The organism is Halovalidus salilacus, from assembly GCF_031852275.1.
Classification (GTDB): Archaea; Halobacteriota; Halobacteria; order Halobacteriales; family Natrialbaceae; genus Halovalidus; species Halovalidus salilacus.
In genome coordinates this window covers 2,116,976-2,142,407 of the sequence record NZ_CP134700.1, presented here as the reverse complement: position 1 = coordinate 2,142,407, position 25,432 = coordinate 2,116,976, and the positions used below count along the sequence as shown (strand labels likewise).

At 68.1% G+C, this 25,432-nt stretch carries 26 protein-coding genes; 13 read left to right on the top strand and 13 right to left on the bottom strand.

Annotated features, from left to right (window positions below; all coding sequences use genetic code 11):
- Positions 1 to 59 precede the first annotated feature (59 nt).
- Positions 60 to 431 carry a hypothetical protein gene (locus tag RJT68_RS10690; RefSeq protein WP_407036546.1) on the top strand — a complete coding sequence of 124 codons (372 nt, stop codon included), beginning with the start codon at positions 60 to 62 and terminating at the stop codon, positions 429 to 431.
- Between the two features lie 175 nt (positions 432 to 606).
- Here the strand turns inward: RJT68_RS10690 and RJT68_RS10685 are convergent, their stop codons facing one another.
- Together RJT68_RS10685 and RJT68_RS10680 are read right to left on the bottom strand one after the other, a co-directional pair.
- Positions 607 to 777: a hypothetical protein gene (locus RJT68_RS10685; protein WP_407036545.1), complete on the bottom strand. Its 171-nt coding sequence runs from the start codon at positions 775 to 777 to the stop codon at positions 607 to 609.
- A gap of 78 nt (positions 778 to 855) precedes the next feature.
- Positions 856 to 3,450, bottom strand: coding sequence for a bacterio-opsin activator domain-containing protein (locus RJT68_RS10680; protein ID WP_407036544.1), 2,595 nt, complete (start codon positions 3,448 to 3,450; stop codon positions 856 to 858).
- Positions 3,451 to 3,679: 229 nt separating this feature from the next.
- Here RJT68_RS10680 and RJT68_RS10675 point away from each other — a divergent pair, with 229 nt between their 5' ends.
- The 3 genes from RJT68_RS10675 (at position 3,680) to RJT68_RS10665 (ending at position 5,326) form a co-directional block, all read left to right on the top strand.
- Positions 3,680 to 4,006 carry a DUF7344 domain-containing protein gene (locus tag RJT68_RS10675; RefSeq protein ID WP_407036543.1) on the top strand — a complete coding sequence of 109 codons (327 nt, stop codon included), beginning with the start codon at positions 3,680 to 3,682 and terminating at the stop codon, positions 4,004 to 4,006.
- On the top strand, positions 3,930 to 4,397 hold the full coding sequence (locus tag RJT68_RS10670) for a DCC1-like thiol-disulfide oxidoreductase family protein (protein WP_407036542.1): 468 nt from the start codon (positions 3,930 to 3,932) through the stop codon (positions 4,395 to 4,397). The genes RJT68_RS10675 and RJT68_RS10670 overlap by 77 nt, the downstream gene beginning before the upstream one ends.
- Before the next feature lie 62 nt (positions 4,398 to 4,459).
- Positions 4,460 to 5,326, top strand: coding sequence for a universal stress protein (locus RJT68_RS10665; RefSeq protein ID WP_407036541.1), 867 nt, complete (start codon positions 4,460 to 4,462; stop codon positions 5,324 to 5,326).
- Between the two features lie 315 nt (positions 5,327 to 5,641).
- Here the strand turns inward: RJT68_RS10665 and RJT68_RS10660 are convergent, their stop codons facing one another.
- Together RJT68_RS10660 and RJT68_RS10655 are read right to left on the bottom strand one after the other, a co-directional pair.
- On the bottom strand, positions 5,642 to 6,223 hold the full coding sequence (locus RJT68_RS10660) for an ArsR family transcriptional regulator (RefSeq protein ID WP_407036540.1): 582 nt from the start codon (positions 6,221 to 6,223) through the stop codon (positions 5,642 to 5,644).
- Entirely contained in the window at positions 6,211 to 6,531 is a 321-nt protein-coding gene (locus RJT68_RS10655) for a hypothetical protein (RefSeq protein WP_407036539.1), read from the bottom strand. Before RJT68_RS10655 ends, RJT68_RS10660 begins: the two co-directional genes overlap by 13 nt.
- 240 nt (positions 6,532 to 6,771) lie before the next feature.
- On the opposite strand from RJT68_RS10655, the gene RJT68_RS10650 reads away from it, so the two are divergent.
- The 5 genes from RJT68_RS10650 (at position 6,772) to RJT68_RS10630 (ending at position 12,809) form a co-directional block, all read left to right on the top strand.
- A complete protein-coding gene (locus tag RJT68_RS10650) occupies positions 6,772 to 7,125 on the top strand; it encodes a four-helix bundle copper-binding protein (RefSeq protein ID WP_407036538.1) in 354 nt (117 codons plus the stop codon).
- A gap of 229 nt (positions 7,126 to 7,354) precedes the next feature.
- Complete coding sequence (locus RJT68_RS10645; protein ID WP_407036537.1) at positions 7,355 to 9,250, top strand: glycoside hydrolase family 15 protein; 1,896 nt, start codon at positions 7,355 to 7,357, stop codon at positions 9,248 to 9,250.
- A gap of 126 nt (positions 9,251 to 9,376) precedes the next feature.
- Complete coding sequence (locus RJT68_RS10640; RefSeq protein WP_407036536.1) at positions 9,377 to 10,900, top strand: vitamin K epoxide reductase family protein; 1,524 nt, start codon at positions 9,377 to 9,379, stop codon at positions 10,898 to 10,900.
- Positions 10,901 to 10,903: 3 nt separating this feature from the next.
- The gene (locus RJT68_RS10635) at positions 10,904 to 11,935 is read left to right on the top strand and encodes an SDR family oxidoreductase (RefSeq protein WP_407036535.1); all 1,032 of its coding nucleotides are present in this window, start codon (positions 10,904 to 10,906) and stop codon (positions 11,933 to 11,935) included.
- A gap of 160 nt (positions 11,936 to 12,095) precedes the next feature.
- Positions 12,096 to 12,809 carry a ferredoxin--NADP reductase gene (locus tag RJT68_RS10630; RefSeq protein WP_407036534.1) on the top strand — a complete coding sequence of 238 codons (714 nt, stop codon included), beginning with the start codon at positions 12,096 to 12,098 and terminating at the stop codon, positions 12,807 to 12,809.
- Positions 12,810 to 12,970: 161 nt separating this feature from the next.
- Here RJT68_RS10630 and RJT68_RS10625 read toward each other — a convergent pair whose 3' ends face one another.
- A complete protein-coding gene (locus RJT68_RS10625; protein ID WP_407036533.1) occupies positions 12,971 to 13,537 on the bottom strand; it encodes a DUF5806 family protein in 567 nt (188 codons plus the stop codon).
- A 288-nt stretch (positions 13,538 to 13,825) separates the two neighbouring features.
- On the opposite strand from RJT68_RS10625, the gene RJT68_RS10620 reads away from it, so the two are divergent.
- On the top strand, positions 13,826 to 14,059 hold the full coding sequence (locus RJT68_RS10620; RefSeq protein ID WP_407036532.1) for a ribbon-helix-helix domain-containing protein: 234 nt from the start codon (positions 13,826 to 13,828) through the stop codon (positions 14,057 to 14,059).
- A 72-nt stretch (positions 14,060 to 14,131) separates the two neighbouring features.
- Here RJT68_RS10620 and RJT68_RS10615 read toward each other — a convergent pair whose 3' ends face one another.
- Positions 14,132 to 14,386 (bottom strand): hypothetical protein, encoded by a 255-nt coding sequence (locus RJT68_RS10615; protein ID WP_407036531.1) that lies wholly within the window; start codon positions 14,384 to 14,386, stop codon positions 14,132 to 14,134.
- Between the two features lie 42 nt (positions 14,387 to 14,428).
- Positions 14,429 to 15,397: a diacylglycerol/lipid kinase family protein gene (locus RJT68_RS10610; protein WP_407036530.1), complete on the bottom strand. Its 969-nt coding sequence runs from the start codon at positions 15,395 to 15,397 to the stop codon at positions 14,429 to 14,431.
- Positions 15,398 to 15,814: 417 nt separating this feature from the next.
- Between RJT68_RS10610 and RJT68_RS10605 the strand changes: the two genes are divergently transcribed.
- Positions 15,815 to 16,645 (top strand): hypothetical protein, encoded by an 831-nt coding sequence (locus tag RJT68_RS10605; RefSeq protein WP_407036529.1) that lies wholly within the window; start codon positions 15,815 to 15,817, stop codon positions 16,643 to 16,645.
- A gap of 596 nt (positions 16,646 to 17,241) precedes the next feature.
- On the opposite strand, the gene RJT68_RS10600 is transcribed toward RJT68_RS10605, so the two are convergent.
- The 5 genes from RJT68_RS10600 to RJT68_RS10580 all read right to left on the bottom strand — a co-directional run bounded on the left by RJT68_RS10600 (position 17,242) and on the right by RJT68_RS10580 (position 23,093).
- Positions 17,242 to 17,595, bottom strand: coding sequence for a four-helix bundle copper-binding protein (locus RJT68_RS10600; RefSeq protein WP_407036528.1), 354 nt, complete (start codon positions 17,593 to 17,595; stop codon positions 17,242 to 17,244).
- A gap of 179 nt (positions 17,596 to 17,774) precedes the next feature.
- The gene (locus RJT68_RS10595; RefSeq protein WP_407036527.1) at positions 17,775 to 18,308 is read right to left on the bottom strand and encodes a DoxX family protein; all 534 of its coding nucleotides are present in this window, start codon (positions 18,306 to 18,308) and stop codon (positions 17,775 to 17,777) included.
- Positions 18,309 to 18,519: 211 nt separating this feature from the next.
- Positions 18,520 to 19,542 (bottom strand): potassium channel family protein, encoded by a 1,023-nt coding sequence (locus RJT68_RS10590; protein ID WP_407036526.1) that lies wholly within the window; start codon positions 19,540 to 19,542, stop codon positions 18,520 to 18,522.
- Between the two features lie 263 nt (positions 19,543 to 19,805).
- A complete protein-coding gene (locus tag RJT68_RS10585; protein ID WP_407036525.1) occupies positions 19,806 to 22,421 on the bottom strand; it encodes a heavy metal translocating P-type ATPase in 2,616 nt (871 codons plus the stop codon).
- Positions 22,422 to 22,508: 87 nt separating this feature from the next.
- A complete protein-coding gene (locus RJT68_RS10580; RefSeq protein ID WP_407036524.1) occupies positions 22,509 to 23,093 on the bottom strand; it encodes an AsnC family transcriptional regulator in 585 nt (194 codons plus the stop codon).
- 129 nt (positions 23,094 to 23,222) lie between these two features.
- Here RJT68_RS10580 and RJT68_RS10575 point away from each other — a divergent pair, with 129 nt between their 5' ends.
- Entirely contained in the window at positions 23,223 to 23,420 is a 198-nt protein-coding gene (locus RJT68_RS10575; RefSeq protein ID WP_407036523.1) for a heavy-metal-associated domain-containing protein, read from the top strand.
- Positions 23,421 to 23,658: 238 nt separating this feature from the next.
- Here the strand turns inward: RJT68_RS10575 and RJT68_RS10570 are convergent, their stop codons facing one another.
- The gene (locus RJT68_RS10570; RefSeq protein WP_407036522.1) at positions 23,659 to 23,982 is read right to left on the bottom strand and encodes a HalOD1 output domain-containing protein; all 324 of its coding nucleotides are present in this window, start codon (positions 23,980 to 23,982) and stop codon (positions 23,659 to 23,661) included.
- Positions 23,983 to 24,117: 135 nt separating this feature from the next.
- On the opposite strand from RJT68_RS10570, the gene RJT68_RS10565 reads away from it, so the two are divergent.
- A complete protein-coding gene (locus tag RJT68_RS10565; protein WP_407036521.1) occupies positions 24,118 to 25,410 on the top strand; it encodes a glycosyltransferase in 1,293 nt (430 codons plus the stop codon).
- The last annotated feature ends 22 nt before the right edge of the window (positions 25,411 to 25,432 follow it).

Genomic DNA, 25,432 nt, shown 5'->3' with positions numbered 1-25,432 from the left:
CGAGCAGGAATCGGAACTCGAGTATATCAGGCCGCGAGACGTACGCGGTCGTGATACTCGTGCATCTCCGATCGATCGGCTACCTCGTCACCGCCGGCCTCGCCGCGTTTTTGGTCGTCACGGTTACGGTGACGGAACTCCTCCACTCGCGCATCGAATTCTCGCTGCTGGTCGGCATCCCGGCGGGGTTGGTCGCCGGAGCCGTCGCGGCCGGCGTCGTCGCGTGGGGGTTCGCCGACGGCGCTCCCGAACGGCGACGGCGGGTCGCGTCCTCGTTCGGGGCGTTCGGCATCGGCGTTCTCGTGGCGATCGCCGCCGGGGTGCTCCTTCCGGTCGGGACGGGGGCCGCTATCGTCGTCGGTACGATCGTCGGCTCGGTACTCGCCGGCGCGGTCTACCGTCGCGCCGGCGATCGTATTCACGCCCGTTAGACGCGACTCTCCGCGTCCACGTTTCAGCGACCGGGTTCACATCGAGGACAGAAAATAAGCGTACCGGGGATACCGACGTTGACCGCGATGCCGACCGTCACGAGGTCCGCTCGAGGACGGTGAGTACCAGCAGAAAGGCCGCGGCGGCCACACGAAGGGGCCCGAAGACGCGACGTCACGGTTCACCGACGTCGACGGCACCGGCGAGTAGCGTCGTCTTACAGCCGAACTCGGCGACGTCGGTCAGTTCCACGTCTGCCGCCGTTCCGTGGAGGGGGACGAGTCCGTGGGCGTCAAGGTACGGTGCGTCCGGATAGCACCCAGGCGGGCACACGGACAGCGGCACCCACCCGCAGAAGGCGTTTTCTCCCGATAACTGGGGCTGTCGATGCGACGGGTGCACGAATTCCGGCGGATCCGCCCGTTATCCCGACGGTCGCTGAATGGGGGTCGACAACAGCGAGTCGAACACCTTTCGGTGGGCCTTCCGGAGGTGCTGGTGGAACGTCGGCGGGGCGATGTCGAGCGACTCGGCGACGACCTCGCCTGACGCGTCGCGCGGCCACTCGTAGTAACCCGCGTGATACGCGGCCTCGAGAACGGCTCGCTGTCGATCGGTGAGGTTCGCCCCGAGCACGTCGCGGACCCGCTCGCTCGTGTCGATTCGGCGCTGATGTTGCGTCAACAGCTCCGCGTCGGGGTACGCCTCTTGCACGGTGTCGACGACCGTGCGGACGTCGGTTCCCGGGGCTAAGTGGAGCGTCATCCGGTAGTCGTCGTCCTCGATGACGGCGGTGTCGACGGCTCCCCCGATCGACGCGACCGTCGACAGAACCGGCGGCTCGGAGAGCCGGAGTTCGAACCCCCTCTCGTCGCCGTCGGTTCGATACGTCAGGTCGACCCAGTGGGGAAGCGTTTCGACCAGTGCCTCGAGACCGTCGATCGCGTCCGCCGTCGCGCGTCCGTAGACGAGGTACTCGTCGTCCTCGATGGGAACCGTGTGGTCGAGGGAGATGGTTCCGGCGGAGGAACCGTCGACGTCGAGCGCGTCGAAGACGTCCCGAATCCGAAACTCGAGCTCGACGACGACGTCGCTCATCAGCGCGCGCTTCCGTTCGGTCGCCGCGATAGCGTGGCCGACCAGCTCTCCCAGTTGGCCGATCACGTCCCGCTCTCGACCCTCGAACGCTCTGGGCCGTTCGGCGTAGACGTTCAACACCCCGTAGACGGTCTCCTCGTGGACGATCGGGATCGCGGCCGAAGAGCGGAAGCCGTACTTCTCGATGTGACTCCGCCAGGGGTCGTGTCGGGTGTCGGCGCGGATGTCCTGGGTCGTCTGGGTCTCGCGCTTCGCGATGGCCCTCCCCGTCGGGCCCTTGCTCCGTTCGTCGTCCGGATCGACGGAGATTGTGATGCCGTCGAGGTAACCGTCAACGCCGGCTTCGGTCCGACAGTCCACGGTCTGCGTGGTGACGTCGACGTCGCCGATCCAGGCGAACAGGTACGATTCCGTTTCGGCGAGGTGCTCGCAGACGACGTGCTCGATCTCTTCCCTGGTCGACCGTTCGGTGACCGCGTCCGTAATGCCACGAACGACGGTGTGGAGGTTGTTGAGCGCCTCGAGTTGTTCGTGCTGGCGTTTCAACTCGGTTTCTCGCGTTTTGCGCCGGGTGACGTCCCTGAAATAGACAGACAGTCCCGTTTCCGAGGGGTAGACGTGGTGTTCGAACCACGCCTCGAACGACTCGTGGTACTCCTCGACGGACGTCGGACGCTGAGTTCGAACGGCCTCCTCGAACGCCGCACTCGTCTTCGGGCCCAAGTCGAAGACGTCACGGACGCGCTCGCCGACGAGATCCTCGGAGCGTCGTCCGACGAGTTCGCCCGCCCAGCGGTTGACGAGCGTTAGCCGTAGATCGTCGTCGAGAGCGAAAAAACCGTCGTCGATGCGGCTGTACGCCTCGTCGAGTTTCGCTTCGAGTTCCTCGCGCTGGCGCTCGAGTCGGCGCCGCGTCCGTCGTCGGTCGGTGACGTCGTTACCGGCGACGACGACCCGTTCTACGTTCCCGTCGTCACCGAAGACCGGCGAGGCGGTGAGCGTTACCCACCGTCGGTCGCCGTCTCGATCGTCGTACCGGACCACCGCCTCCGAAACGAGTTCCTCTGTTTCGATCGCGATCGTTACCGGGTGCTCCCCGGCGGAGATGGGATCGCCGTCGGGGTCGTACAGTTCGAACGCGTCCCAGACGAACCTCGGATCGCTCGATTCGCGGGTATCGATCCCGAGATCGCGTCTCGCCCGCGAATTGAGCCGCTCTACCGAACCGTCCGCGTCGGTGATCAGTAACCGGACCGGAGCGGCGTCGATCAGTCGTTCGGCGAGATCGCGCTGACGACGCAGCTCGCGTTCTTTCTCCCGGTGCCCGGTCGTCTCCCGCACGATGCAGACGTACCCCTCGAGTTCGCCCTCACCGTCACGGATCGCGTCGACGGTGACGGCCGCCCAGAACGTCGAACCGTCGGCTCTGACGAACCGTCCGTCCGTTCTGGCTGATCCCCCTTCCGCGGCCGTTTCGAGCATCGTCTCGGGAGCAGTTGTCTGCCGTCCCTCCGCCGCGTAGAACGTGGAGACGTGTTCGTCCAGCGCGTCGTCGGTCGCGCAACCCGTGATTCTCTCGGCGCCCGCGTTCCAGGTGCGAACGCGACCGCTCGGATCGAGCTGACAGATCGCGTACTCCTCGACCGGGTCGACGACCGATCGAAACTCCGGATCCGACCGACCCCCGGAGTCCCAGGAGGGATCGGCCGACGACCGAGGGCGCCACCACACCCGGGCGCTCGCGCCGACGCTCTTGGTCTCGAGTTCGCCGCGCTCCACGAGTCGTTCGAGACGGTCGTACGTGCTTCGTCGACCGAGGTCGAGCCTGTCGGCGAGCTCGCTGGTCGTCCGCGGCGTTCCGGAATCGTCGAAGAGAGCGAGCGTCTCCCGGAGGGGTTCGGTCAGCGCGTTCGCGGCCATTACTACGGTAACCGAGCCGCACGAACGTTAACCCTCCGCCGACGGAAGGTCTCCGGCGACGGGCCGGTCGTTCGACGTTCCGAGACCGGGGCGCTCTTCCCCCCGGTCGCGATACTAGTCGTCATCCACCGGTGGAGAACCTACGTAGTTTTGCTACACCCTTAGGGACGATCGCGTTCTGAGGAGGAACTACGTTGACCGTCCCCCGGTCAATCGGAGTGTCCCCAAGATGAGCCACCCTATCCGCGGATCGCACGACGCGAACGACCTTCTCGAGAGCGATCGACACCGGATCCTCGCCGGAGAACGACGCGGAATGGCGCTCGACGTACTCGCAGGACAGGAACCTCCCATCGAACTGGCCGAGTTGGCGGCAGGGATCGCGGCGCGCGAAAACGGCGCGGACGCGGTCGACGAGGAGATCGTCGCACGCGTTGCGTGTTCGCTTCACCACGTCCACCTCCCCCTCCTTTCCGATTGTGGACTCATCGAGTACGCAACGGACGCGAACCGAATCGAGTCGTGTCCGACCCGGTTCGACGTCCGAATCGAGTAACTTCTGCACGTGGTCCGCGACGTTCGCCGTTCGTCGGGGCGACGTCCAACCGGTCGAGCTCTCCGACGTTCGACGAGGCCGGTCGCGACTCAGCGAGGTCGAACGCGAGCACCTCCCGGAGGACTACGAGGAGTGCGCGCAGTTGATCACCGAGAACGCGGTGTACTCGTGCGGTGCCGCGACCGAACGGGCGCTCGTCCTCGCAGGCGTGCTCCCCGAACGACCGGTCGCGTTCCTGGGCCGCTATCGAACCTACAGGTGGCTACGCGAGCGCCTGTACCACCTCCTCTCGAACAACCGCGATATCGTCGCGAACGTCCTCGGCAGGGAGCCGCCGGTTAGCGACCACGTCTCCGAGGAGGACGTCCACCCCGAGCGGACGTCCGGATAGTTCCCCCGCCCGCTGCGAGGGTGTCCCCCAAGCGTAAACCGGACCAGCGTGGAACGTCCGGTATGGACGATTCGCTGCTCGTCCCGGTCGACGGAAGCGAGGCCGCGACGGGCGCGCTGGAACACGCGCTCGAGATCGCCGCCGACACCGGCGCGACCGTTCACGCGCTCCACGTCGCGAGCGGGAGCGACCCGAACGGCGGCGAGTCCGACGACCGCGACGTCGACGTCCGGGACGAGGGGGGCGAGGAAATCGTCGCTCGAGCGCGATCGCTGGCGGCGGACCGAAACGTCCCGGTCACGGATCGAGTTATCGGGGGCGAACCGCGGGAGGCGATCCCCGAGTACGCCGAAACGCACGGCGTCGATCTCGTTATCATGGGGGCGCACGGCCGACGCGGACTCGGCGAGTACATCCTCGGGACGACGACGGAATCCGTCGTCAATCGGAGCCCGGTGCCGGTGATGACGGTTCGCGCCGGCGACGATGTGAGGCGGACGTACCCGTACCGCGACGTCCTCGTCCCGACCGACGACAGCGAGCACGCTCGAGCGGCGCTGCAACTGGCGTCGCGGATCGCGGAGCGACACGACGCGACGGTCCACCTGCTGTTCGTCGTCGACGAATTGCCGGAGACGGTCGATCCGCGATCCGACCGGCTTTCGGCGGACGACGAACGGGAGGCGGACGAGGTACTCGCGGACGCGGCGTCGGGAGCGGGCCTCGGAGAGGAGAACGTCGTGACGGCGGTCGAGGCCGGATCGGTCTCCCACGAGATCACGGCGTACGCCGACGCGAACGACGTCGACCTCGTCGTTATGGGCACCCACGGCTGGTCCGAACTGGACCGAATTCTGCTCGGGAGTTTCACCGAGCGGGTCATCCGTACCGCGCCGGTACCCGTGCTGACCACCGCGGTGCGCGAGTGATCGAGGCCCACCCGCGATTCTGGGTCGGGGGTCGGATTCCCGTCCGGCGGTCGGCGGGCTCACCCCGCATCGACGTGAACGCCGCGCTCTCGATCGAACTCGAGCCCGCCGTTCGGGGCGAGGTGGGACTCGAGATAACGGCGCTGACGGAGGCCGCCTACCGCGCCGCCGAGGAGGGGCACACGGTCGATGTGCGGGAGACGATCGGGGAGGCGCGCGAGCGCGGACCGGGCGAAGCGACCGGCGAACGACTGATCCGCGCCCTCGGGCGCGCGGCGGGAACGGGTTTAGGAGTCGGAATCGGGCCCTTACACCTCAGCCGCGAGCGACCGCTTCGTCGCCCGTCGACCGGACGGTACGAAGCTGTCCGCGGAGGTAGCGCTCGCCGCGGCGCGTTAACCGATACTTACCCCGTTCGACCTTCTCGAGGAGTTCGTGGTCGGCGAGTTCGATCAGGTGACGGTTCACCTCCTTTCGGCTGTAGCCCGTGTTGTAGGCGACGACCGACGGCGTCAGGACCAGGTCGGCGCCGTGGAACGCGCCGAGGAGTTCGTCGTCCATCGGCGTCATCCAGTCGGCCGACCGCCGGATATCCGTCGGCTCCGAGAGCAGCACTCGCGCCCACTCCGCCGATCGGACGTCGTTCCTCACGGGGTCGTAGAGCCCGAAGACGACCAGCAGCGCCGCAGTCCCGTGCACCCAGTGGACGAGCGACGGCGCGACGAGCTGGGCGACCGGCCCGCCGGTCACGCCGAGGACGAGCCCGGCGACGGTGACGAGTACGAACCGTCGGTACGTCGTCACCGAGTCCTCCAGCGAGAGGAAGTAGAGCAACTCGAGGGCGACGACGACGCCGATCGCGAGGTCGTACCCGACGAAGGAGGTCACTCCGACCACCGCGGATCACCTCCCGACCGCGCTCGCCCGAGCTGCCGGTGGCGGAGGATCAACAGCCCGAGGAAGACGGCGACGATCGTGTTCGCCGCGCTCCGGAGCACGTGGAGTGCGAGCGACTCCGGACCGACGACGAGCAGCATCGTGTGGTAGATCGTCAGCGCGACCATCCCGAGCGAGAGGAGCGCGACCGCCGTCCCGAACGGGGAGTTTCGAAAAATCCCCCAGCAGAGGAGCGCGAAGGTTCCGGCCGCGGTGCCGGCGACGATCGCGAACGGGACGCTGAGGAGGGACGTGAGGGAGGGATCCACAGGCCGTGGTACGGCTTCGGCGGCACTCAAGGTACGGCATGGGATCGCAACGGCTCGCGGCCGGGACCGGGCGCACCGACGCCGGACTGAACGCCGCCTGAGCGACGGTAATCCCTCGTAAATCGATCCTCACCGGACGACCGTTCGGCGCCGCCCTCCCGGTGTACGGTCCCTCACCGATCCGCCGGCTGGTTGTGGTGGACGGATAACGAAGTCCATCGCCGTCTCGCTTACGACGCGATGGCGCTGGACCAGATCGACCACCTGAGCGACAACGAGGAGATGCAGCGGTGTATCGACAGCTGTTTCGAGTGCGTACAGGCCTGCGAGTGGTGCGCCGACGAGTGCGCGGACGAGGGCGAGGAGATGGCGACGTGCGTCCGGCTCTGTCGGGACGTCGCCGACCTGACGGCGATGCACGCGCGATTCATGGCCCGCGATTCCGAATACGGGACGGACCTCGCCGAGATCACCGCCGACGCCTGCGAGGAGTGCGCCGAGGAGTGCGAGCGCCACGACGCCGAGCACTGCCAGGTCTGCGCCGACGTCCTCCGCGACTGCGCGGAGACTTGCCGGAACATGGCCTCGGCCTGACCCGAACGATCGCCCCGGCCCGAGACGCGGCCACGACACGGGAACTCGAGCGACCCCGAGACGGTCGAAGTTCGGGGCCACGAACCGAACGACCGTCGCATCGTCGACGGTCGTCACCCGGCCTTTCGTGCGACTGCCGAATATGGAACTCGCTGGAGCGACGACGAATGGATCGACGATCGACGAACGATCTCGAACGTCGAACGAACGCGGACCACACTCACACGTCATGTCGTACACCGCACTCGAGGAGTACGGGGCGATCGGGAACGGAGACGCGGTCGCGCTGGTCGGTCGCGACGGCTCGATCGACTGGTGTCCGCTCCCGCACGTGGAGTCGCCGAGCGTCTTCTCCGCGGTGCTCGACGACGACCGCGGCGGCCGCTTCGCCATTCGTCCGACGCGATCGTACCAGTCCGTTCAGCGGTACCGCGATCTGACGAACGTCCTCGAGACGACGTTCCGCACCGCGGGCGGGGAAGCGACGTTGACCGACTTCGTCCCCGTCGCCGAGGCCGACGAGGTCGACCGCTCGACCGCAATTTACCGGAAGCTGACGTGCGAGGACGGTCCAATTCGAATCGCCGTCGAATTCGAACCCCGCCTCGACTACGGGCGGGTCGTCCCCGACGTCGAACCGACCGACGAGGGCGTCGCGGCGGTCGGCGAGGACGAGCGAGTCGTCCTCTCGAGCGACCTCCCCCTCGAGCCGTCGGCCGACGGCGACGCGGCGAGCGCGACGGTGACGCTCGAACCCGGCGAGACGCGCTGGCTCGCGCTCGGATACGGCGGGCCGGTCCCGCTCGAGCCCCAGCGCCTCCGGCGTGCCCTCGAGCGCACCCTCGAGTACTGGCGGGAGTGGACTCACGACTGCGACGGGACGCACTGCCCCGTCGCCGGGCCGTGGCACGACCTCGCCGTCCGCTCGTCGCTCGTCCTGAAGCTCCTCATCCACCGTGAGACGGGCGCGGTCTGTGCGGCGCCGACGACCTCGCTGCCCGAGGACGTCGGAGGCGTCCGCAACTGGGACTACCGGTTCAACTGGATCCGCGACGCGGCGTTCACGGTGCGGGCGCTCTCGGAACTCGACCACCTCGAGGAGGCTCGCTCCTACTTCCGGTTGTGTCTGGACCACTGCCGGGACCACGATCCCGCGGAGATCCAGCCGGTCTACAGCCTCCACGGCGAGAACGACCTGGACGAGGCGGTTCTCGACCACCTGGGCGGATACCGCGGCTCGGCCCCCGTCCGCGTCGGCAACGCGGCCCACGACCAGCACCAACTCGACGTCTACGGCGAGTTGATCCTCGCCATCTACGAGAGCGTCCGGTACGGCGAACCGGTGACGCGGGACGACTGGTCGGTGATGTGCGACCTGATCGACTACGTCTGCGACGGGTGGGACGAACCCGACGCCGGCATCTGGGAGGTCCGGGACGACCCCCGACAGTTCGTCTACTCGAAGGTGATGTGCTGGACGGCCCTCGATCGGGGAATCCGACTCGCCGAGGCGGCCGACGAGCGGGTGTCGGCCCCGCTCGAGCGGTGGCGAACGTGTCGCGAGGACGTCCGGGAGGCGATCCTCGAGCGCGGGTACGACGAGGACGTCGGGGGATTCGTCCGCTCGTTCGGTGACGGAGACGCGCTGGACGCGGCGAACCTGCTGATCCCGGTCGTCGGCTTCCTCCCGGCCGACGACCCGCGGGTGCAGGGGACGATCGACGCCGTGATCGATCGGCTGGCGACCGAGGGGGGCCTCGTCCGACGCTACGAGGGTGACGACGGCCTCCCCGGGCGGGCGAGCCCGTTCGTCGTCTGCTCGTGCTGGCTCGTCACCGCGCTCGCGCTCGCCGGGCGTACCGACGAGGCGGCGGAGCGCTTCGAGACCGTCTGCGAACGCGCCAGCCCGCTCGGCCTGCTGGCCGAGGGAATCGACCCCGAGACCGGCGAACAGCGCGGCAACGTCCCGCAAGCGTACAGCCACGTGGGCCTCCTCAACGCGGCGCTCACCCTCGCCGACACGGACGGCTCGGACAGTTGGGCTCCGGTCCCCGTCGGCAGCGGCGAGTCGCTCGAGGCCGACTCGAGCGGGGGAGTCGTTCGTTCGACGGACGACCGAACCTGAGAGACGGAGGTAGCAATGACAGGCGACAGACCCGACGATTCGATCGGTGAACCGACAGACGAATCGAGAGACGCTCGAGCACCACGCCCGTTGACCGACGGCGGCGGTCCGACGGGTGGCGACGACGTGACCGACGGTGACGATTCGGCGGACGCAAACGCCGTGACTGGCGGCGGCGGAGGAGGTGACGGTGGCGGCGGAAGGAGTGACGGCGGCAGAGGGAACGATAGCGGCGGCGGAGACGGTGGCGGCGAAGGGAACGATGGAAGCGGCGGAGACGGTGACGACGGGGGAGACGGCGGGTCGATGCGGCCGGGCGACATGATGCTCGCGCACCCGACGAAGGAGGTGTGGCCGCAGTACGCCGTGATCTCGCTGGGCGTCTGGCTCCTCGCGAGTCCGCCGACGCTGAGCTACGGGAGCGCGTCGATGACGTGGGGGACCGTCCTCACCGGACTCGTCCTGATCGCGCTCGCGGGCCTCACGATCCTCCGGGAGAGCGGATTTGCCAACTACGCGAACGGCGGCGTCGGATTGTGGCTGGTGCTCTCGCCGATCGCGTTCTGGGCGCCGACGGCGGCCGCGTACGCGAACAACACCCTCGTCGGAATCCTGGTGATCACGTTCACGGTGCTCGTCGTGATGCGCTCGGAGATGGAGGGCCCGACCGTCCCGCCGGGCTGGTCGTACAACCCCTCGACGGCGGCCCAGCGAGCGCCGCTGATCGCGCTCGGGGCGTTCGGCTTCTTCGCCTCGTGGTACATGGCCGCGTTCCAGCTCGGCTACATCGACGCCGTCTGGGACCCGATCTACGGGTCCGGAACCGAGCAGATCCTCACCTCGAGGGTGTCGAAGGCCTTCCCCGTTTCCGACGCCGGCCTCGGCGCGGTCGCCTACTCCGTCGAGGCGCTGATGGGGTTCATGGGCGACCGCCGCCGGTGGCGAACGATGCCCTGGATGGTCGCGTTCTTCGGTGTTGTCGTGATTCCGCTGGGGTTCGTACAGGTGCTGCTGGTCATCTTCCAGCCGATCATGGTCGGCACGTGGTGTACGCTCTGTCTCCTCTCCGCGTTCGGCATGCTGTGGATGATCGCGCTGACCGTCGACGAGGTCGTCGCGATGGGGCAGTACGTCGTCCGCCTGATGCGCCGGGGGGATAGCCTCTGGACCGCCTTCTGGATGGGCGGAACGATCTCCGAGGACGAGTCCGGCGTGAGCGATCCGTCGACGCGACAGATCGGCGACTCCCCGGTGAGCGAGCCGTTCTGGGGCGTCTCGATCCCGTGGACGCTCCTCGGCGCGATGGCCGTCGGCGTCTGGCTCATGCTCTCGCCGACGGTCTTCGGCACGGACGGGCTCGTGGCCGACAGCAGCCACCTCGTCGGCTCGCTCGTCGTCTCGTTCACCGTGATCGCGACCGCCGAACCCGCGCGGGTGATTCGGTTCCTGAACGTCCCGCTCGCGGGCTGGATCATCGCCGCTCCGTGGGTGCTCGGCGCCCCGACGATGGCCGCGATCAACGCCACCGTCGCCGGTCTCCTCGTGCTCGCGCTGAGCGTGCCGCGCGGGCCGATCCGGGACCGCTACGGAGGCTGGGAGCGCTACGCCACCTCCGAGACGGTGAACCGACTGAACCCCCTCACGAGTTGATCCATGTCCGAACCGAACGAGTTCGACTCCGATTCGAACGTGGTCGTCGTCACCGGCGCGTCAGCCGGCGTCGGGCGGGCGACCGCCCGCGCGTTCGGCGAGCGCGGCGCGAAGGTCGGCCTCCTCGCCCGCGGCGAGGAGGGACTCGAGGGTGCTCGCGAGGACGTCGAGGCGGCGGGCGGCGAGGCGATCACAATTCCGACCGACGTCGCGAACGCCGACGAGGTCGAGGACGCGGCCGAGACCGTCGAGGCCGAGTTCGGCCCGATAGACGTCTGGGTGAACAACGCGATGGTCTCGGTGTTTTCCCCGGCCGCGGAGATGACCGCCGACGACTACCGCCGCGTCACCGAGGTCACTTACCTCGGCTACGTTCACGGCACGCTGGCGGCGCTCGACCGGATGCGACCGCGGGACGAGGGAACGATCGTACAGGTCGGCTCGGCGCTCGCCTATCGCGGCATTCCGCTCCAGTCGGCCTACTGCGGATCGAAACACGCCATCCAGGGCTTCACCGAGTCCGTCCGGACGGAGCTCATCCACGACGACTGCGACGTCCAGCTCTCGATGGTGCAGATGCCCGCGATGAACACGCCGCAGTTCGAGTGGTCGAAGACCCGCCTGCCCCGGAAACCCCAGCCCGTGCCGCCGATCTATCAGCCCGAGGTCGCCGCTCGAGCGATCGCCTGGACCGTCGACAACGGCCGCGACGAGCTGTGGGTCGGCACGCCGACGCTGAAGGCCATCGTCGGCAACCGGCTCGTGCCGCGGCGACTCGACCGCCGCCTCGCCCGCGGCGGGTACGACTCCCAGTTGACCGACGAGCCCGTCGATCCCGACCGGGAGCACAACCTCCACGAGCCGGTTTCCGGTGACTTCGGCGCCCGCGGGCCGTACGACGAGCGGGCGCGCGACCGGAGCGTGGAACTGTGGGTGTCGACCCACCGGCGAACGCTGGCGTTCGCCGCCGTGCTCGTCGTCGGACTGGCGGCCGCGTTGCTCGATCGACTCGGCTCCTGGCTGGGGTCCGACTGAGGTGGGTCGAGGCCGATCGAGGCCCGCTCGCCACGGTCGCCGGGGCGGTCGGACGTTTCCCTCGAGGTGACCGTCACGAGATCGCGGCCCACGGCTTTTCCGTCCGGTCGGCGTACGTCCCGAGACCGATGATCGCCCACCGCCGCCCCGAGGTGATCTGATGACGGACACCGCGACGCTCGTCGACAGGTACCGACTCGCATCGCGCGTTTCCGGGTTCCGCCTGCGCGTTCCCGACCGGGAACTCGAGTACGAACCCGGACAGCACACGACCGTTCGGTTCGACGCCGGCGGCGAGGAGGTCGTCCGACCGTACACCCCGACGACGCTCCCCGGGACCGACGAGTTCGCCCTCGCGATCAGGCGCTACGACGACGGTCTGGCCTCCTCGTACATGCACACCCGCGCGCCGGGTGACGAGATCATGATCGGGGAGTTCGAGGGGAACCTCACCCTCGAGGATCCCGACCGCGACGTCGCGTTGCTCGCGAGCGGAACGGGACTCACGCCGCTGCTCGCGATACTGCGACACTACCTCCGGGAGGGGACCGGTGACGCGCACCTCGTCTTCGGGGAACGGACGGCCGAGTCGCTCTTCCACCGGAGCACGATCGACGAACTGGCGACGATGCACGGCAACTGCGAGGTGACCTACACCCTGTCGGACCCCGACTGGGACTGGCTCGGCCGGATCGGCTACGTCCAGGAGCACCTCGAGGACCTGTTCGACGACTTCGAGAGTCGGGACTTCTACGTCTGCGGCGTTCCCGAGATGGTCGTCGAGACGAAAGAGGAACTCCGAGACCTCGGCGCTCCCGACGAGCGGATCCACAGCGAGGGCTGGGAGTCGGACGCGGTGTCGGAGGGGTCCTGAGGACCGACGGTGCGCCGAGGACGGCGCGGCAGCCGGCAGCTGGGGACCGGTGCTCACCCGTTGCTCGTGTGCGTCGCGGCTCGTGTGCGTCGCGGCTCGAGTGCGTCGGAGGGTCGCGGTCGGCATCGTGTGCTGTCACCACCCGTCGACGCGGACCGTCCTCACTCCGACTCGATCGCTTCCTCGTCGAGTCGCTCGCCGCAGTTGGGACAGCGATCGTACCGTAACTCGAGGCTCGCACGGTGGACGGCCTCCATCGCATCGCGGACCCGTCTCTCGGCGTTTCGCTCCCGTTCGGCGGGGAGGGATGCCCCCTCGACCTCGATCAGGAACCGGGCGACTTCCGTCGCCTCGTAGGCGATCTCGTCCAGTTCGTCGGCGGTGAAGAAATCGGCGTAGGCGCCGTAGAGGAACGTCGCCCCCGCTTCGCGGACCTTCTCCTCGAAGGATCGCCGCGCCTGGTAGACGGCCTGGCGCGTGTAGGCGTCGTCCATGAAGGGAACGAGGTCCGGGAGGTTCTCTCCGACGGTGGTCATCTCGACCCCCGTCTTGGTCCTGAAGTCGGCACAGAGGCGGGCGACCGCCCACTCGCGGGCCGTGAACGCGACGCGGTCGCGGAGGAACGCGTTGATGCTGTCGTACTCGGCGCCCTCGAGTCGCTCGAACCGATCGCTCTCGGTCGTACTCGTACTACTGCCGCTCCGGGAGGATTGCGTATCTTCGGGCATGGTGTGTGTCCTGCGGTTGCCCGCAACCAGTTCAGGGGCCGGAGGAGGTTAACGCTGTCCGTCGAATCGGGACGGCCGCGGACCGGAATCGTCCGCCGGTCGCTGGCCGTCGGTCGGTGCGGGAGGGCCGCGTTCAATTTCACTTTCACCGCGCTACGCGACCCCTTTTTGCCGGCGAGCACCTTCCACGAACATGGTCCCCGTGAGGACGCTAGATGCCGACGCCGTCGGGCGAATCGAACCGAGGAAACGGACGGATCGGCGCGTCGAACGAGGGGGGCGATGACGATGGCCGAGAAGACCTCCGCCGATCCCGTCGCGTCCGACCCCCACCACTCCCGGCTCGATGACCGCCGCACGCTCGAGCGCGTCACGTTTCGGACGAGCGACGAGCAGCTCGCGGCGCTCGAGACGCTCGTCGAAGAGGAGGTCTACCACACCCGCAGCGAGGCGATTCGGGCGGGAATCCAGCGGTTACTCGAGCGACACGGCGCGGACGATTCTGACGGTCGAAATCGGTAACGCGGCTCAGGGCACGGGAATCCGAGCCTCGAAGGCGTCGAATGCGGAGTGGCGAGCGACGGGCGAACGCGGTTAGCGTCGAGGAGCAAACGAGGACGACGATATTGATCGTCCCGTCGGCGATCGGAGGGGGCTGCCCGCGACGAGGCTCCGCTCGAGCGAACCCTCGAGTACCTCCGGTTCGAACAGGTCCATCGCGCGCTCGCGGAACGACCGGGCGTCGACCGGAGCGGTGAACCACCGTCCGTCGGCGAGGGCGATCTCGCTCAGCCCCATCCGCCCCTGGTACTCGTTCCGGTAGGAGCAGTAGCGGAACTTCCGCGGCACCTGGAGGTCGTGGACGTTCGCGACGGTCCCATAACGAACACACTACGATTTCGAGCGACCGGCGTACTCCTCCCCCACGCAGACGCGGAGGGCCCCCGGCCGAATCCCGATCTCGAGCGCCTCGTACGATCTGATTTCCCCGTCGAGGCTGAACCGCACCGGCTCGTCCTCGAGGGCGACGATCTCGAGGTCGCGCGCCTCGATCGTCGTGACGCAGGAATTCTCGCCCGCGCGATCGAGGAACCGGCGTTTGACGACGTCGGCCAGCGCGTCCGTCGGCGGTACCCGGTCGACGATCATCACCTCGAGACGTCCGCGCTCGGCGTTGGAGGGCTCGTTCGCGCCGGTGAACCGTCGGAGGACGCCGATCACCAGACAGAGCGCTTCGCCCCGCCAGACGTACGATCCATCGTCGGCATCGGCCTCGACGGCCACCTCAACCCCGTTGAACTCCCGAGTCGACCGGAGGCCTTCGAGGACGAAGGAGAACGACCCGAACCGCGCTTTCTGGGACTCGGTGGCGGCCTCGCTCGCCTCCGCCGGCAGGCCCGCGATCGCAGACATGACGAACGGCTCGTCGCCGGCCGTTCCCACGTCGAGACGGCGGACGGCACCGCGCTCCGCGGCCGCGAATCCCTCCTCGAGCGTGTCGATTCCCAGCCCTTCGGCGTAGATGTTGGCCGTTCCGGCCGGGATCACGGCGAGGGACACCGACTCGAGGGCGTCGGCGTCGACGAGGCCCCGGACGACCTCGTGGACCGTGCCGTCGCCCCCGCAGGCCGCGACGAGGTCGACGCCGTCGGTTGCGGCGCTACGGGCCAGGTCGACCGCGTGGCCCGCCCGCTCCGTCTCGACGACCGAGAACCCCCGCTCGTCGGCGAGCCGTCGGACCGCCTCGGCGTGGCCACCGTCGCCGCTCGTCGGGTTCATCACGACCAGGCGCTTCCCCGACCCGTCGATCGCCGCCGACTCCGCCTCGGACCCAGCCCTCGAGCGCGTGGCGTCGGGCATAGCGAAACCGTCCGGAGGGACGGGCAAGTAGCTTGCGCCGGATTCGGCCGGGCGACGGTCGGTGGGCGCAGGGAACCGACTTCCGACGCCGTTCCTTTCTCACCCACCCTGCACCACCATCACCGTCGGTACCGCAGGCGCGTGCGTGCTCGAGTAACTTTCGAGCGCGAGCGAGGGCGGCGGACAACGTGACTCGAGCGCATCTCGTTGACTCCCCCGTGCGGCGACGAACGACGAGCGTCCGGAATCCGTCGGTAGCACGGGGGAACACGAGTGGACTGAAGCGGGAACCGTTCGTGACCGGAAGCGTGACCGTCGTCGACGGCGAGAGCTCGCCGGACGAGGATTCAACAGTCTCCAGGGCGTACGTCACGCCGAACGGATCCGCCGAACGAACCCTCCCGTTCCACGATATCCATGACATCACAGCACACAGAGACGGCCGACGAGGAGTCGGAGAGCGCCCGATCGAACGCGACGCACAGCCGCTGGAACCTCGAGGAGCGCGCTCGAGACGGGTCCCTGGCGATGGCCGCCGGCGGAGCGACGCTCGCGTCGGCGCTGACGGCGCTTCGACGGAGCAAGGGTCGGGCGGCGGCGTTGGCGCTGGCAGGCGCCGGGCTGGTCGGCCTCGGCGTTCGGCAGCGCCGGGGCCGGCGGGCTGAGGACGTCGTAACCGGCGCGGACGCGCAGCGGGACGAGTCCGGCGAGAAGCGGGTCTCGGACGAGGCGTTCGCGGAGGCCGAGCGGGACCTCGGGGCCGGGCGAAACGCCGACGAGTCGGCGAGCGTCTCCACGTCCGAAACCGAGTCGGCGACGGAGCCGAACCCGCGGGGGATGACCGACAGGTCGGACGTCGGGACTGACGAGGGGGATCCGCAGTTCGTCGAGGGCGAGGAGGGCGGCCCCCACCGGGAGACGCACCTCGAGGACGAGACCGCCCACGATCCGCGCCTTCACCCCGAAAGCGACGGGGAACCGACCGAGATCGACCTCTCGGACGCCGCGATGGCCGACGAGAACAGCGAGGCCGCGGGTCCCCACCCCGAGCAGGCCTATCCAGCCCGCGAGGGGACCGACCCCGAACCGACGTCGGAGAAGGCCCCGGAACGGGTGGGCGAGGGCGCGGTCGCGCCGACGGGTCCGAGCGACGAGGGGGGCGATTCGAACGACGGGGGTGAGCGCGGAGCGGACGACGAGGAGGGCGGATCGGATCACGGAGACGAGACGGACGACGAATCGAGGTAGTCGGGAGACGAACCGACCCGACGTCGAGGTCGGATCGAACCGGCGTCGTGCGACAGACCATCCCTCACGAGCGACCGCTCGAACCGGTATCGTGACGCGAAAGACGGCCAACACCCCAAGCACGGGGTGGTCCACGCCTAGCGAATCGGGGGCCTACCGTCACGAAAATTTATATATGTTGTCGTTGGCAACCGTGATGGGTGTTTGGACGCACTGTCACACGCTCCACTCACCCTCCCCTTTCCCCGATTGAACCGAGCGGGCGACTCCGTCTCGACGGGCGGTCAGCGCGCACGAGTAAACCGGTATCCTCGCTCGAGTCCGTCGGAGAACGGAAGCGGTGATCGGCAGATCGGCGGGAAGATGATCGACTGAGCGTCTCGACCGTGTCCTCGGCCACCGCTCTCCTTCGATCGTCACCGTTCGGCGATGCATCTCGACGGAGACTGGCACGCATCGGACCGAACCGTCGGTTCCGCCGTCGGATCGTTCCCCGCAGCGGTCGATACAGCGCCGAGGCGGAACCTACCGGAGTCGGCGGCAAAAAGCGAGATCGGAAGGCGTCGATTCGCGTCGGTCGTCCGCCATCCGCGTCGTCAAGCCGACATCATCTCGCGACAGGAGTCGGCGCAGTCGCGCAGCACGTCGGCGCAGACCTGGCAGTGCTCGGCGTCGTGGCGCTCACACTCCTCGGCGCACTCCTCACAGGCGCCGGCGCAGACTTCGGCGAGTTCCGCGCTGTAGTTCGAGTTTCGCGCCATGAACCGGGCGTGCATCGTCGTCAGGTCGGCGACGTCGCGACAGAGCCGGACGCACGTCGCCATCTCCTCGCCCTCGTCCGCGCACTCGTCGGCGCACCACTCGCAGGCCTGGGCGGCCTCGAAGCAGTTGTCGATACACCGCTGCATCTCCTCGTTGTCGCTCACGTGGTCGATCTGTTCGAGTGCCATCACTCGAGACTGAGCACGGCAGTCGGTGTAAAACGGGAGCTAACATGCGCAACCACTCTCCTCGAATGTACCGACGGAGCGTTGCAGTGCGCCTCGAGCGAAAAATCGGGCGGTCGAGGTTCGTTCGTGGTGGATCGCAGGTCGCGCGTCGGGACGGTGAGACGGCGCCCCCCTCGACGTCAGCCGAGGAGGTAGCGCAGCCACGGCCGCTTCCGGACGAACTCGGTCGCCTCGAGGTAGGCGTCGACGCCGAGGATGCGGCCCGCGGCGAAGACGCCGAGGATCACGAACATGAGCAGTCCGAGCAGGTCCCCGTTGACGTAGCCGTTCGTCCAGTCGGCGTTGCCCAGGTAGAACAACACCATCAGGACGCCGCCGAAGAAGGCGGCCAGGCGGACGAGCGCCCCCAGGACGAGGCCCAGCCCGATGAGGAACTCGCCGAGGGGGATCGTCGCGTTCGTGAACTCGAGGAGCCACGGGGTCTCGACGACGAGCTGGAACAGCCACGCGATGGGCGACTCGGCGTTGGCCAGGTAGCCGCTCGCGTCGAACGGTTCGCCCGCGACGAACGCGAACTTGCCCCAGCCGGCGTGGAGGAACCAGTAGCCGACGATCAGGCGAACCAGCACCGTGACGTAGCCGGCGACCGAATCGGCGTATTCGAACTCGTGACGCTCGCCGAGCCAGTCGACGGTGGGTTGAGTGGTGGACATTGGTCGTCACCTCACAGGTAAACGTACGGTGGGATAGACGGTAAGAACGGTCCGTGACTCCCAGCCGGTGGGAACCGGTGGAGGTCGATCGACGGTTCCGATCTGTGTAGGCCGCCGATCCGAGCCATCGCCGAGCGTTGCTCGTCGGACCGAGGACACGACCGTCGTTACTCGAGCGCCTCGTCGGTGGATGGGTAGATAGACTGTCGGCCTACGTGTCAGAACCCTCGCTCGAGGACCGATCGGCGGACGGCCACCGGCGGACGTCCGATTCGACGAGGGCCAGGAGCGTCCGCCGTCGCTCGTCCAGGTCCGCGAGCGACGCCTCGAACTCGCGCTCGGAGACGATCGGAACGTCGGCGTCGCGAAGCGCCTCGAGATCCGGGGGCGGCGGCGTCCGATCCGCGGGCCGAATGAAGGCCTCCTGCAGCGTCTCGAGGTAGTCGTTCACGCTCGATCGCGCGTTTCGCACGATGAACTCGTTCGGTCGATCCTGTTCCGGGATTCCGAACCGGAGGAGCGTCAGCGCCTCGTCCAAAACGGCGATGCTCGTCGCCGGCGCGCGCGAGGATCGGGCGCTGTGGAAGTAGTGGAGGATCGGGTACGCCTTGTGGTTCTCCGTGAGCGTGTTCAGTTGCGACGCGAGGCCGTTCAGGGTCACGTCGAGTCCCGTAAACTCCTCGCCGTCCCAGCTCGTCCGAACGATCTCGTCGCCGCGCTCGCCGAGCCCGCTGACGCTGCTCGCGAACGCCCGCTTCTGAGTGACCGCCCCGAGCACGGAGAGGACGTAGGTGACGGTCAGCGTGATGAAGAGCATGCCGCTGGCCGTCGCGAGCGTGGTTGCGAGCCGCCAGACGTCGCCCCGGGGAACCAAATCGCCGATCCCCAGGGTGAATATCGTGTAGCCGGTGAAGTAGATCAGATCGGACCAGGAGTGCGAGCTGGTGCCGACCGTGTCCAACAGCGCACCGTCCGCGCTCGCGAAGACGAACGTCCAGCCGGCCCAGAGGAGCAGGATCCACCCGGAGAGGCCGATCACGAGGATCGTGGGTCCTGCGAGGGTGCGGACTCTCGCGTCCAGCGCGCCGAGCCGTTGGAGGAGGGTCCACGTCCACCCCATCAGTCGAGCCGTCAGCGGCCCGGCGCCGCCTTCAACCCAGAGCGTCGTCCACAGGAGGTCCCCGATCGAGACGGCGAGCAGGATGACGCCGAGAGCGAGAAAGACTGTATTCACTGTTGTGCGTCCGTACGGAACGGGTTCGCCGTCTGGTGGAAGACGGATGCGGTGGCGTCCGGGAGAGCGGGGCTGGTGGTGGGACGGGACTCGGTCGAGGCGCTCGAGTGGTGACGGACCGTCATCGCGCTAGCGTCTTCGTCCTCGACTCGGATAGACCCCCGGACGACCAGCGGAACGGCTATCGGTGGTATAGCACCGTCGTTGGGCCGGTGGGAGCTAGCGAACGAGACGGACGTTTGAGGGGCCATTCCCGGCTTCGATCAGCGGAACCGACCGAGCAGTCGGTAGTCGCGGTCGGGGTCGTACCGGCGGAACAGCAGACTGTTCGTCAGCACCGAGACGCTCGAGATGGCCATCGCGACCGCGGCGAGCACCGGTTGCAGGAGGCCGAGAGAGGCGAGCGGGATCAGCGTCGTGTTGTAGCCGAGCGCCCAGACCAGGTTCTGCTTGATCTTCCGCAGCGTCGCGTCGGAGATGCGGATCGCCTTCACGACGTCGTAGGGGTCGTCCCGCATGAGCGTCACGTCGGCGGCCTCGATAGCGACGTCCGTGCCGCTCCCGATGGCCGTTCCGACGTGGGCGACGGCCAGCGCGGGGGCGTCGTTGACGCCGTCGCCGACCATCATCGCCTTCCGCCCACCGTCCTGGATCGCCTCCACGGCGTCCGACTTGTCCTCCGGCAGGACTTCCGCGCGGACGTTCTCCGGGTCGATGCCCACTCGTTCGGCGACCGCGCGCGCCGTGCGCTCGTTGTCGCCCGTGATCATCATCACCTCGACGTCTCGCTCTCGGAGCGCGGCGACCGCGTCGGCCGCCGTCTCCTTGACCGCGTCGGCGTTCGCGACCACGCCCGCGACCGCGCCGTCGACGGCGACCAGCATCGCGGTCTTGCCCTCGCGCTCGAGGCGTTCCATCTCGTCGGCGGCCGGCGCCGAATCGACGCCCTCGTCCGCGAGCAGTTTCCGGTTGCCGACCAGCACCTCGCGGCCCTCGACGGTCGCCCGGACGCCGTGGCCGGGGACATTCTCGAACGCCTCGGGTTCTGACGACTCGAGGCCTCGCTCGCTAGCGCCCTCGACGATGGCTTCGGCCAGGGGGTGTTCGCTGCCGCGCTCGGCGCTCGCGGCGAGGCGGAGGACGTCCTCCTCGTCGAACGACGGACGGGCGGTCAGGGCCTCGGTCCCGCCGTCGGCAGCCGGTTCGCCGCCGTCGGACATCGCACCGCCACCGTCGCCCTCGAGGGCGACCACGTCGGTCAGCGTCATCTCGCCGGTCGTCAGCGTGCCGGTCTTGTCGAAGACGACGGTGTCGACGTCGCGGGCGCGCTCGAGGACGTCGCCGCCCTTGAACAGCACGCCGTTTTGGGCCCCGATCGTCGTCCCGACCATCGTCGCGGCCGGCGTCGCTAACCCGAGCGCGCAGGGACAGGCGATGAGGACCGCGGACGCGAAGACGACCACCGCGAACTCGAACGTCGAGATGGTGCCGCCGGCCGACGCCGGACCGCCCGCGACGGGGTCCCACAGCGGGAGCCAGTCGACGACCGCCGCGAGGGTTTCCGGGAAGAGGAACCAGACGACCCCCCAGAACAGCGCGTTGGCTATCACCGCCGGGACGAAGTACGCCGAGATTCGATCGGCGAGGTTCTGGATCTCCGGCTGGCGCGACTGGGCCTCCTTGACCGTCCGGACGATCTGCTGGAGCGCCGTGTCGGAACCGACCTTCGTCGCCTCGACGACCAGCACGCCGTTCTCGTTGACCGTCGCGCCGACGACTTCGTCGCCTTTCTCCTTCTCGACGGGCACGGATTCGCCCGTGACCATCGACTCGTCGACCGCGGACTGCCCGTCGACGACGACGCCGTCGGTGGGGATCTTCTCCCCGGGACGGACCTTCATCCGGTCGCCGACCTCGACGTCCTCGAGGGGAACTTCCCGCTCGGTCCCGTCCTCGTCGACGAGCGCGGCGGTCTCGGCCTCCATCTCGAGGAGTTTCCGGAGGGCGTCGCCCGCCTGCCCCTTCGATCGGGCCTCGAGGTAGTTCCCCAGCGTGATGAACACCAGGATGAGCGCGGCCGTGTCGAAGTAGAGTTCGCCGGCGATCAGTCCGAGCAGGACGGCCACGCTGTAGACGTACGCCGTGGACGAGCCCAGCGCGATGAGCACGTCCATGTTGGCCCGCTTGTTCTTGACGAGCGCCTTGTAGGAGTTCCCGTAGAACTGCCAGCCGAGCGCGACCTGCACGGGCGTCGCCAGCAGGAACTGCACCCAGCCGAACTCGATCCCGAAGACGGCGTGGGGAAGGAGCGCGCCGTCGAAGACGATATGATCGACCATGAAAAACAGCAGCGGGATCGAGAGCGCGGCGCCGAAGATCGTCAGCCGGAGCTGTTTACGAATCTCGGCCTGCCGCGCGGCGTCGCGGCGCTCCTGATCCGACGCCTCGCTCCCCTCGTCGTCCCGGACGGGCGCGTACCCTGCGTCCTCGATCGCCGCGTAGAGGTCGCCGCGGGAGACGTCGGCCGGGTTGTACGCGACCTGCGCCTCGTCGGTCGCGTAGTTCGCCTCCGCCTCGATGACCCCGGGAACGCGCTCGAGCGCGTCCTCGTTGGTCTCGGCGCAGTTCGCGCACGTCATGTCCGCGATGCCGATCGAGGCGGTCTCGCGGACGGGCCTGTACCCGGCGTCCTCGATTGCGCCGTAAATCTCGGCGAGGGACACCTCGTCGGGATCGTACTCGACGGATCCCTCGTCCGTGGCGAAGTTGACGTTCGCCTCCGCGACGCCGTCGAGATCCTCCAGGGCGTCGGCTACCGTCGACGAACAGTTCGCACAGCTCATCCCCCGTATCTCGAGATGCGTGGTGCGCCGGCTCATTATCCGTCTCTAGGTGATCGCCACTTACCCCCCTTTCCGCTTCGAAGCTAAAGCGACAGCCGGTCTAAACCTTCGACTCGAAAGCGCTCAGGCGCCCTCCTCGAGGCGGGCGTACCGATCTTCGAACCGACTATGACAGGACGGACAGCAGAAGTGGTAGACGCTCCCGTCGATCCGCGCCGATTCGCCCTCGCTGTCGACGGTGTTGCCACACTCCGCGCAGGTGAGCGCGAACTCGGTCCCGGTGAACGTGGACTGCCACTCGACCTCGTCGAGCAGCGTCACCGCGTACTCGACCTCGAGGTCCTCGAACAGGCCGTCGAGCCACCGGCGAACGTTTCCCACCTGGGCGCGGGCCGAGAACCAGAGGTCGCCGTCGGCGGTCGCGAACACGTGTTCGACCGACTCGGCCGCCGAGACGCGGGCCCGGAGGTCGTCGACGTCGGCGGGGCCCGTCGCCCGAACGAAGACCGGAATTCCGGCCCGCAACTGGGACCTGTCGACGTCGATCGTGAAGCGCTCGATCACGCCGGCCTCCCGGAGGCGGCCGACGCGGTCGGAGACCGCCGGTCCCGAAAGGCCGACCTCGTCGCCGATGTCGCTGTACGGCCGCCTCGCGTCCTCGCCCAGCATCCGCAGGATCTCCATGTCGGTCTCGTCGAACTCCCGCATACGCCCCCCTTGGCCCTCGAGACGCAATACGCTATCGACGCTCGGTTTCGCGGCCAAAGAAATCGGGACCGACGACCGTGGATTCGAAGTAACAATCCACAAAGTCGACGACTGCGTACCCTCTCTCGCATGAGCCGAACGATCACCGTCGAAGGGATGTCGTGCGAACACTGTGAACAGACCGTCGAGGAGGCCCTCGAAGACGTCGAGGGCGTGACGAACGCGAGCGCCGACCGCGAGACGGAGTCGGCGACGGTCGAGGGAGAGGCGGACGACGACGCGCTCGTCGACGCAGTCTCCGACGCTGGGTACGACGCGTCGGCGTGAGCGGCCCGGCACGGGTTCGAGCCGGGGTATTCTCGCTACAATGCGGGCCACCTGATGGTGACGTCCACGGTCACCGCCGAAGGATTGGCCCGGCGAACGCCGACTCGGCGCCGCAGATCCGTCGACGGATCGATCCGACGCCTCCGCACGGGAGAAGCGTGTCACCGGATCGATTCGAGTATCGTTGCTCCCCGCTCGAGTCCGCGCCGGCCGGTTTCGAACTCGACCGGGAACGCGGCTACGAGCGGCTTGCGATGCGGACCGTTCCCGTGTCCTCGATTTCGACCCGGTAGGTGTGCCCCTCGGCGATGAGGAACGAGATCACGACGTCTCCCGTTCCGCTGCCGTCGGCGAGAATCGCATCGAGGGCCTCGGGATCGACGTGTTCGTAGAGGCTGATCCCGAGTTCGTCCGTCACCGCCGTGGGGTCGACGCCCTCGAGGGCGCCGATGGCCTGGATCACGGCGATGCTGGCCGGCGTCTCGCGGGAATACTCGTGTTCGATGACGACCGATTCGTCCGTCGCCTCGTACGCTCCGTCACCGTCGTCGATCAGTTCCATAGAACACCCAGCGCTCCGTACGCCGTCGGCTCACAAGACGGCTACGGCTCGAGCGCGTGGGTTGGACGTCTGTCGATTTCGACGTCTTCGACGGGGACCAAAAACGTTGTAACGGTCTCGCCGAGAGCCACGGCCATGGGCCTTCCACGCTCGCGAGTCGCCGAGCGGACCGGAACGGGCGTCGGCGCGTTCGCCCTGGTACTCGTCGGCTTCTTCCGGGGTGCGGCCACCGAGAACGTCACGCTCGAGCTATTGATCGTCACGGTTCGGGTCGTCTTTCTCGAGGCGATTTCGGCCGTGCTCGTCTTCATCGTCTTCCTCCTGGCCACCGGCGTCCTGTTGACGGCCGAAATCTGGCGGTCGCGCGATCGAAGGGCGTTCCTCCCCGCCGGACCGCCGATCGAGGCCATCGTTCCCGTCTATCGAGACCACGAGGTGATGGACCGGAGCGTCGAGAGCCTCGTCGAGAGCGAGTACGAGGACCTCAGGGTGACGATCGTCGCCGAACCGTCCGACGACCGTACGCTGCGAGCGGCCAGGCGGTTGGCGGACGTCCACGAGCGCGTCGCGGTGCTCGAGAACGGGTTCCCGGGATCGAAAGCGGGGGCGATCAACTACGCCGTCGCCAGGAGCGACGCCGACTACTTCGCGGTCTTCGACGCGGACGAGTGGGTCGCGCCCGAGTTCGTCCCGAAGGCGATGGGCGAACTCGTGACCGGCAGCGACGTCTTCCAGGGCCGTCGCGTGCCGCGACCGACGGGTCCGATCGAATCGCTGGCCTACTGCGAGCGCGTCATCTTCCACGCGAGCTACAAACTGGTCGAACTGACCGGCTTCGCGAACTGCCGGAGCTCGTCGACGGCGTTCACCCGGGACGCGTTCCGCCGAGTCGGCGGGTACGACGACGTGCTGACGGAGGACCTGGCCTTCGCACACGCGTGTTACCGGAACGACCTGACCGTCACGCAGGCCCGGCAGTGGACGAACACGATGGAAGCGCCTCACACGCTGAGCGACCTGTGGGGCCAACGCAAGCGGTGGCGAATGGGCCAGATCGAAGTCCTCCATCGGACGCTCCGCGAGGCGCTCGAGGGCCGCGTCGATCGCCGCGGCCTCGTCTCGATCGGCCGAATGCTCTCGAGCCTCCTCGGGAGTCTCGCGGCGCTGATGATCGCCGGGAAGGTTCTCCTGCTGTTGCTCCTCGGCGTCGAGTCTGCGTTCGTCCTCCCGATCGCCTTCCTCCTCGTCACCGTCGGCGCGGTCGCGGCGAGGGACGCTCGAGACGGTCGAATCGAGGGGCTCCACTGGAGCGCCACGCTCGCGTTCGCAACGTACCCGGCGTTCGGTATTCTCACGCTGAAGGCGTTCCTCGAGTACGCGTTCAGCTGGGAAGGCGAGTGGTACCGCGTCACCAAAACCGGCACCTGAGCGCCTGAGCGCGGGAATACGA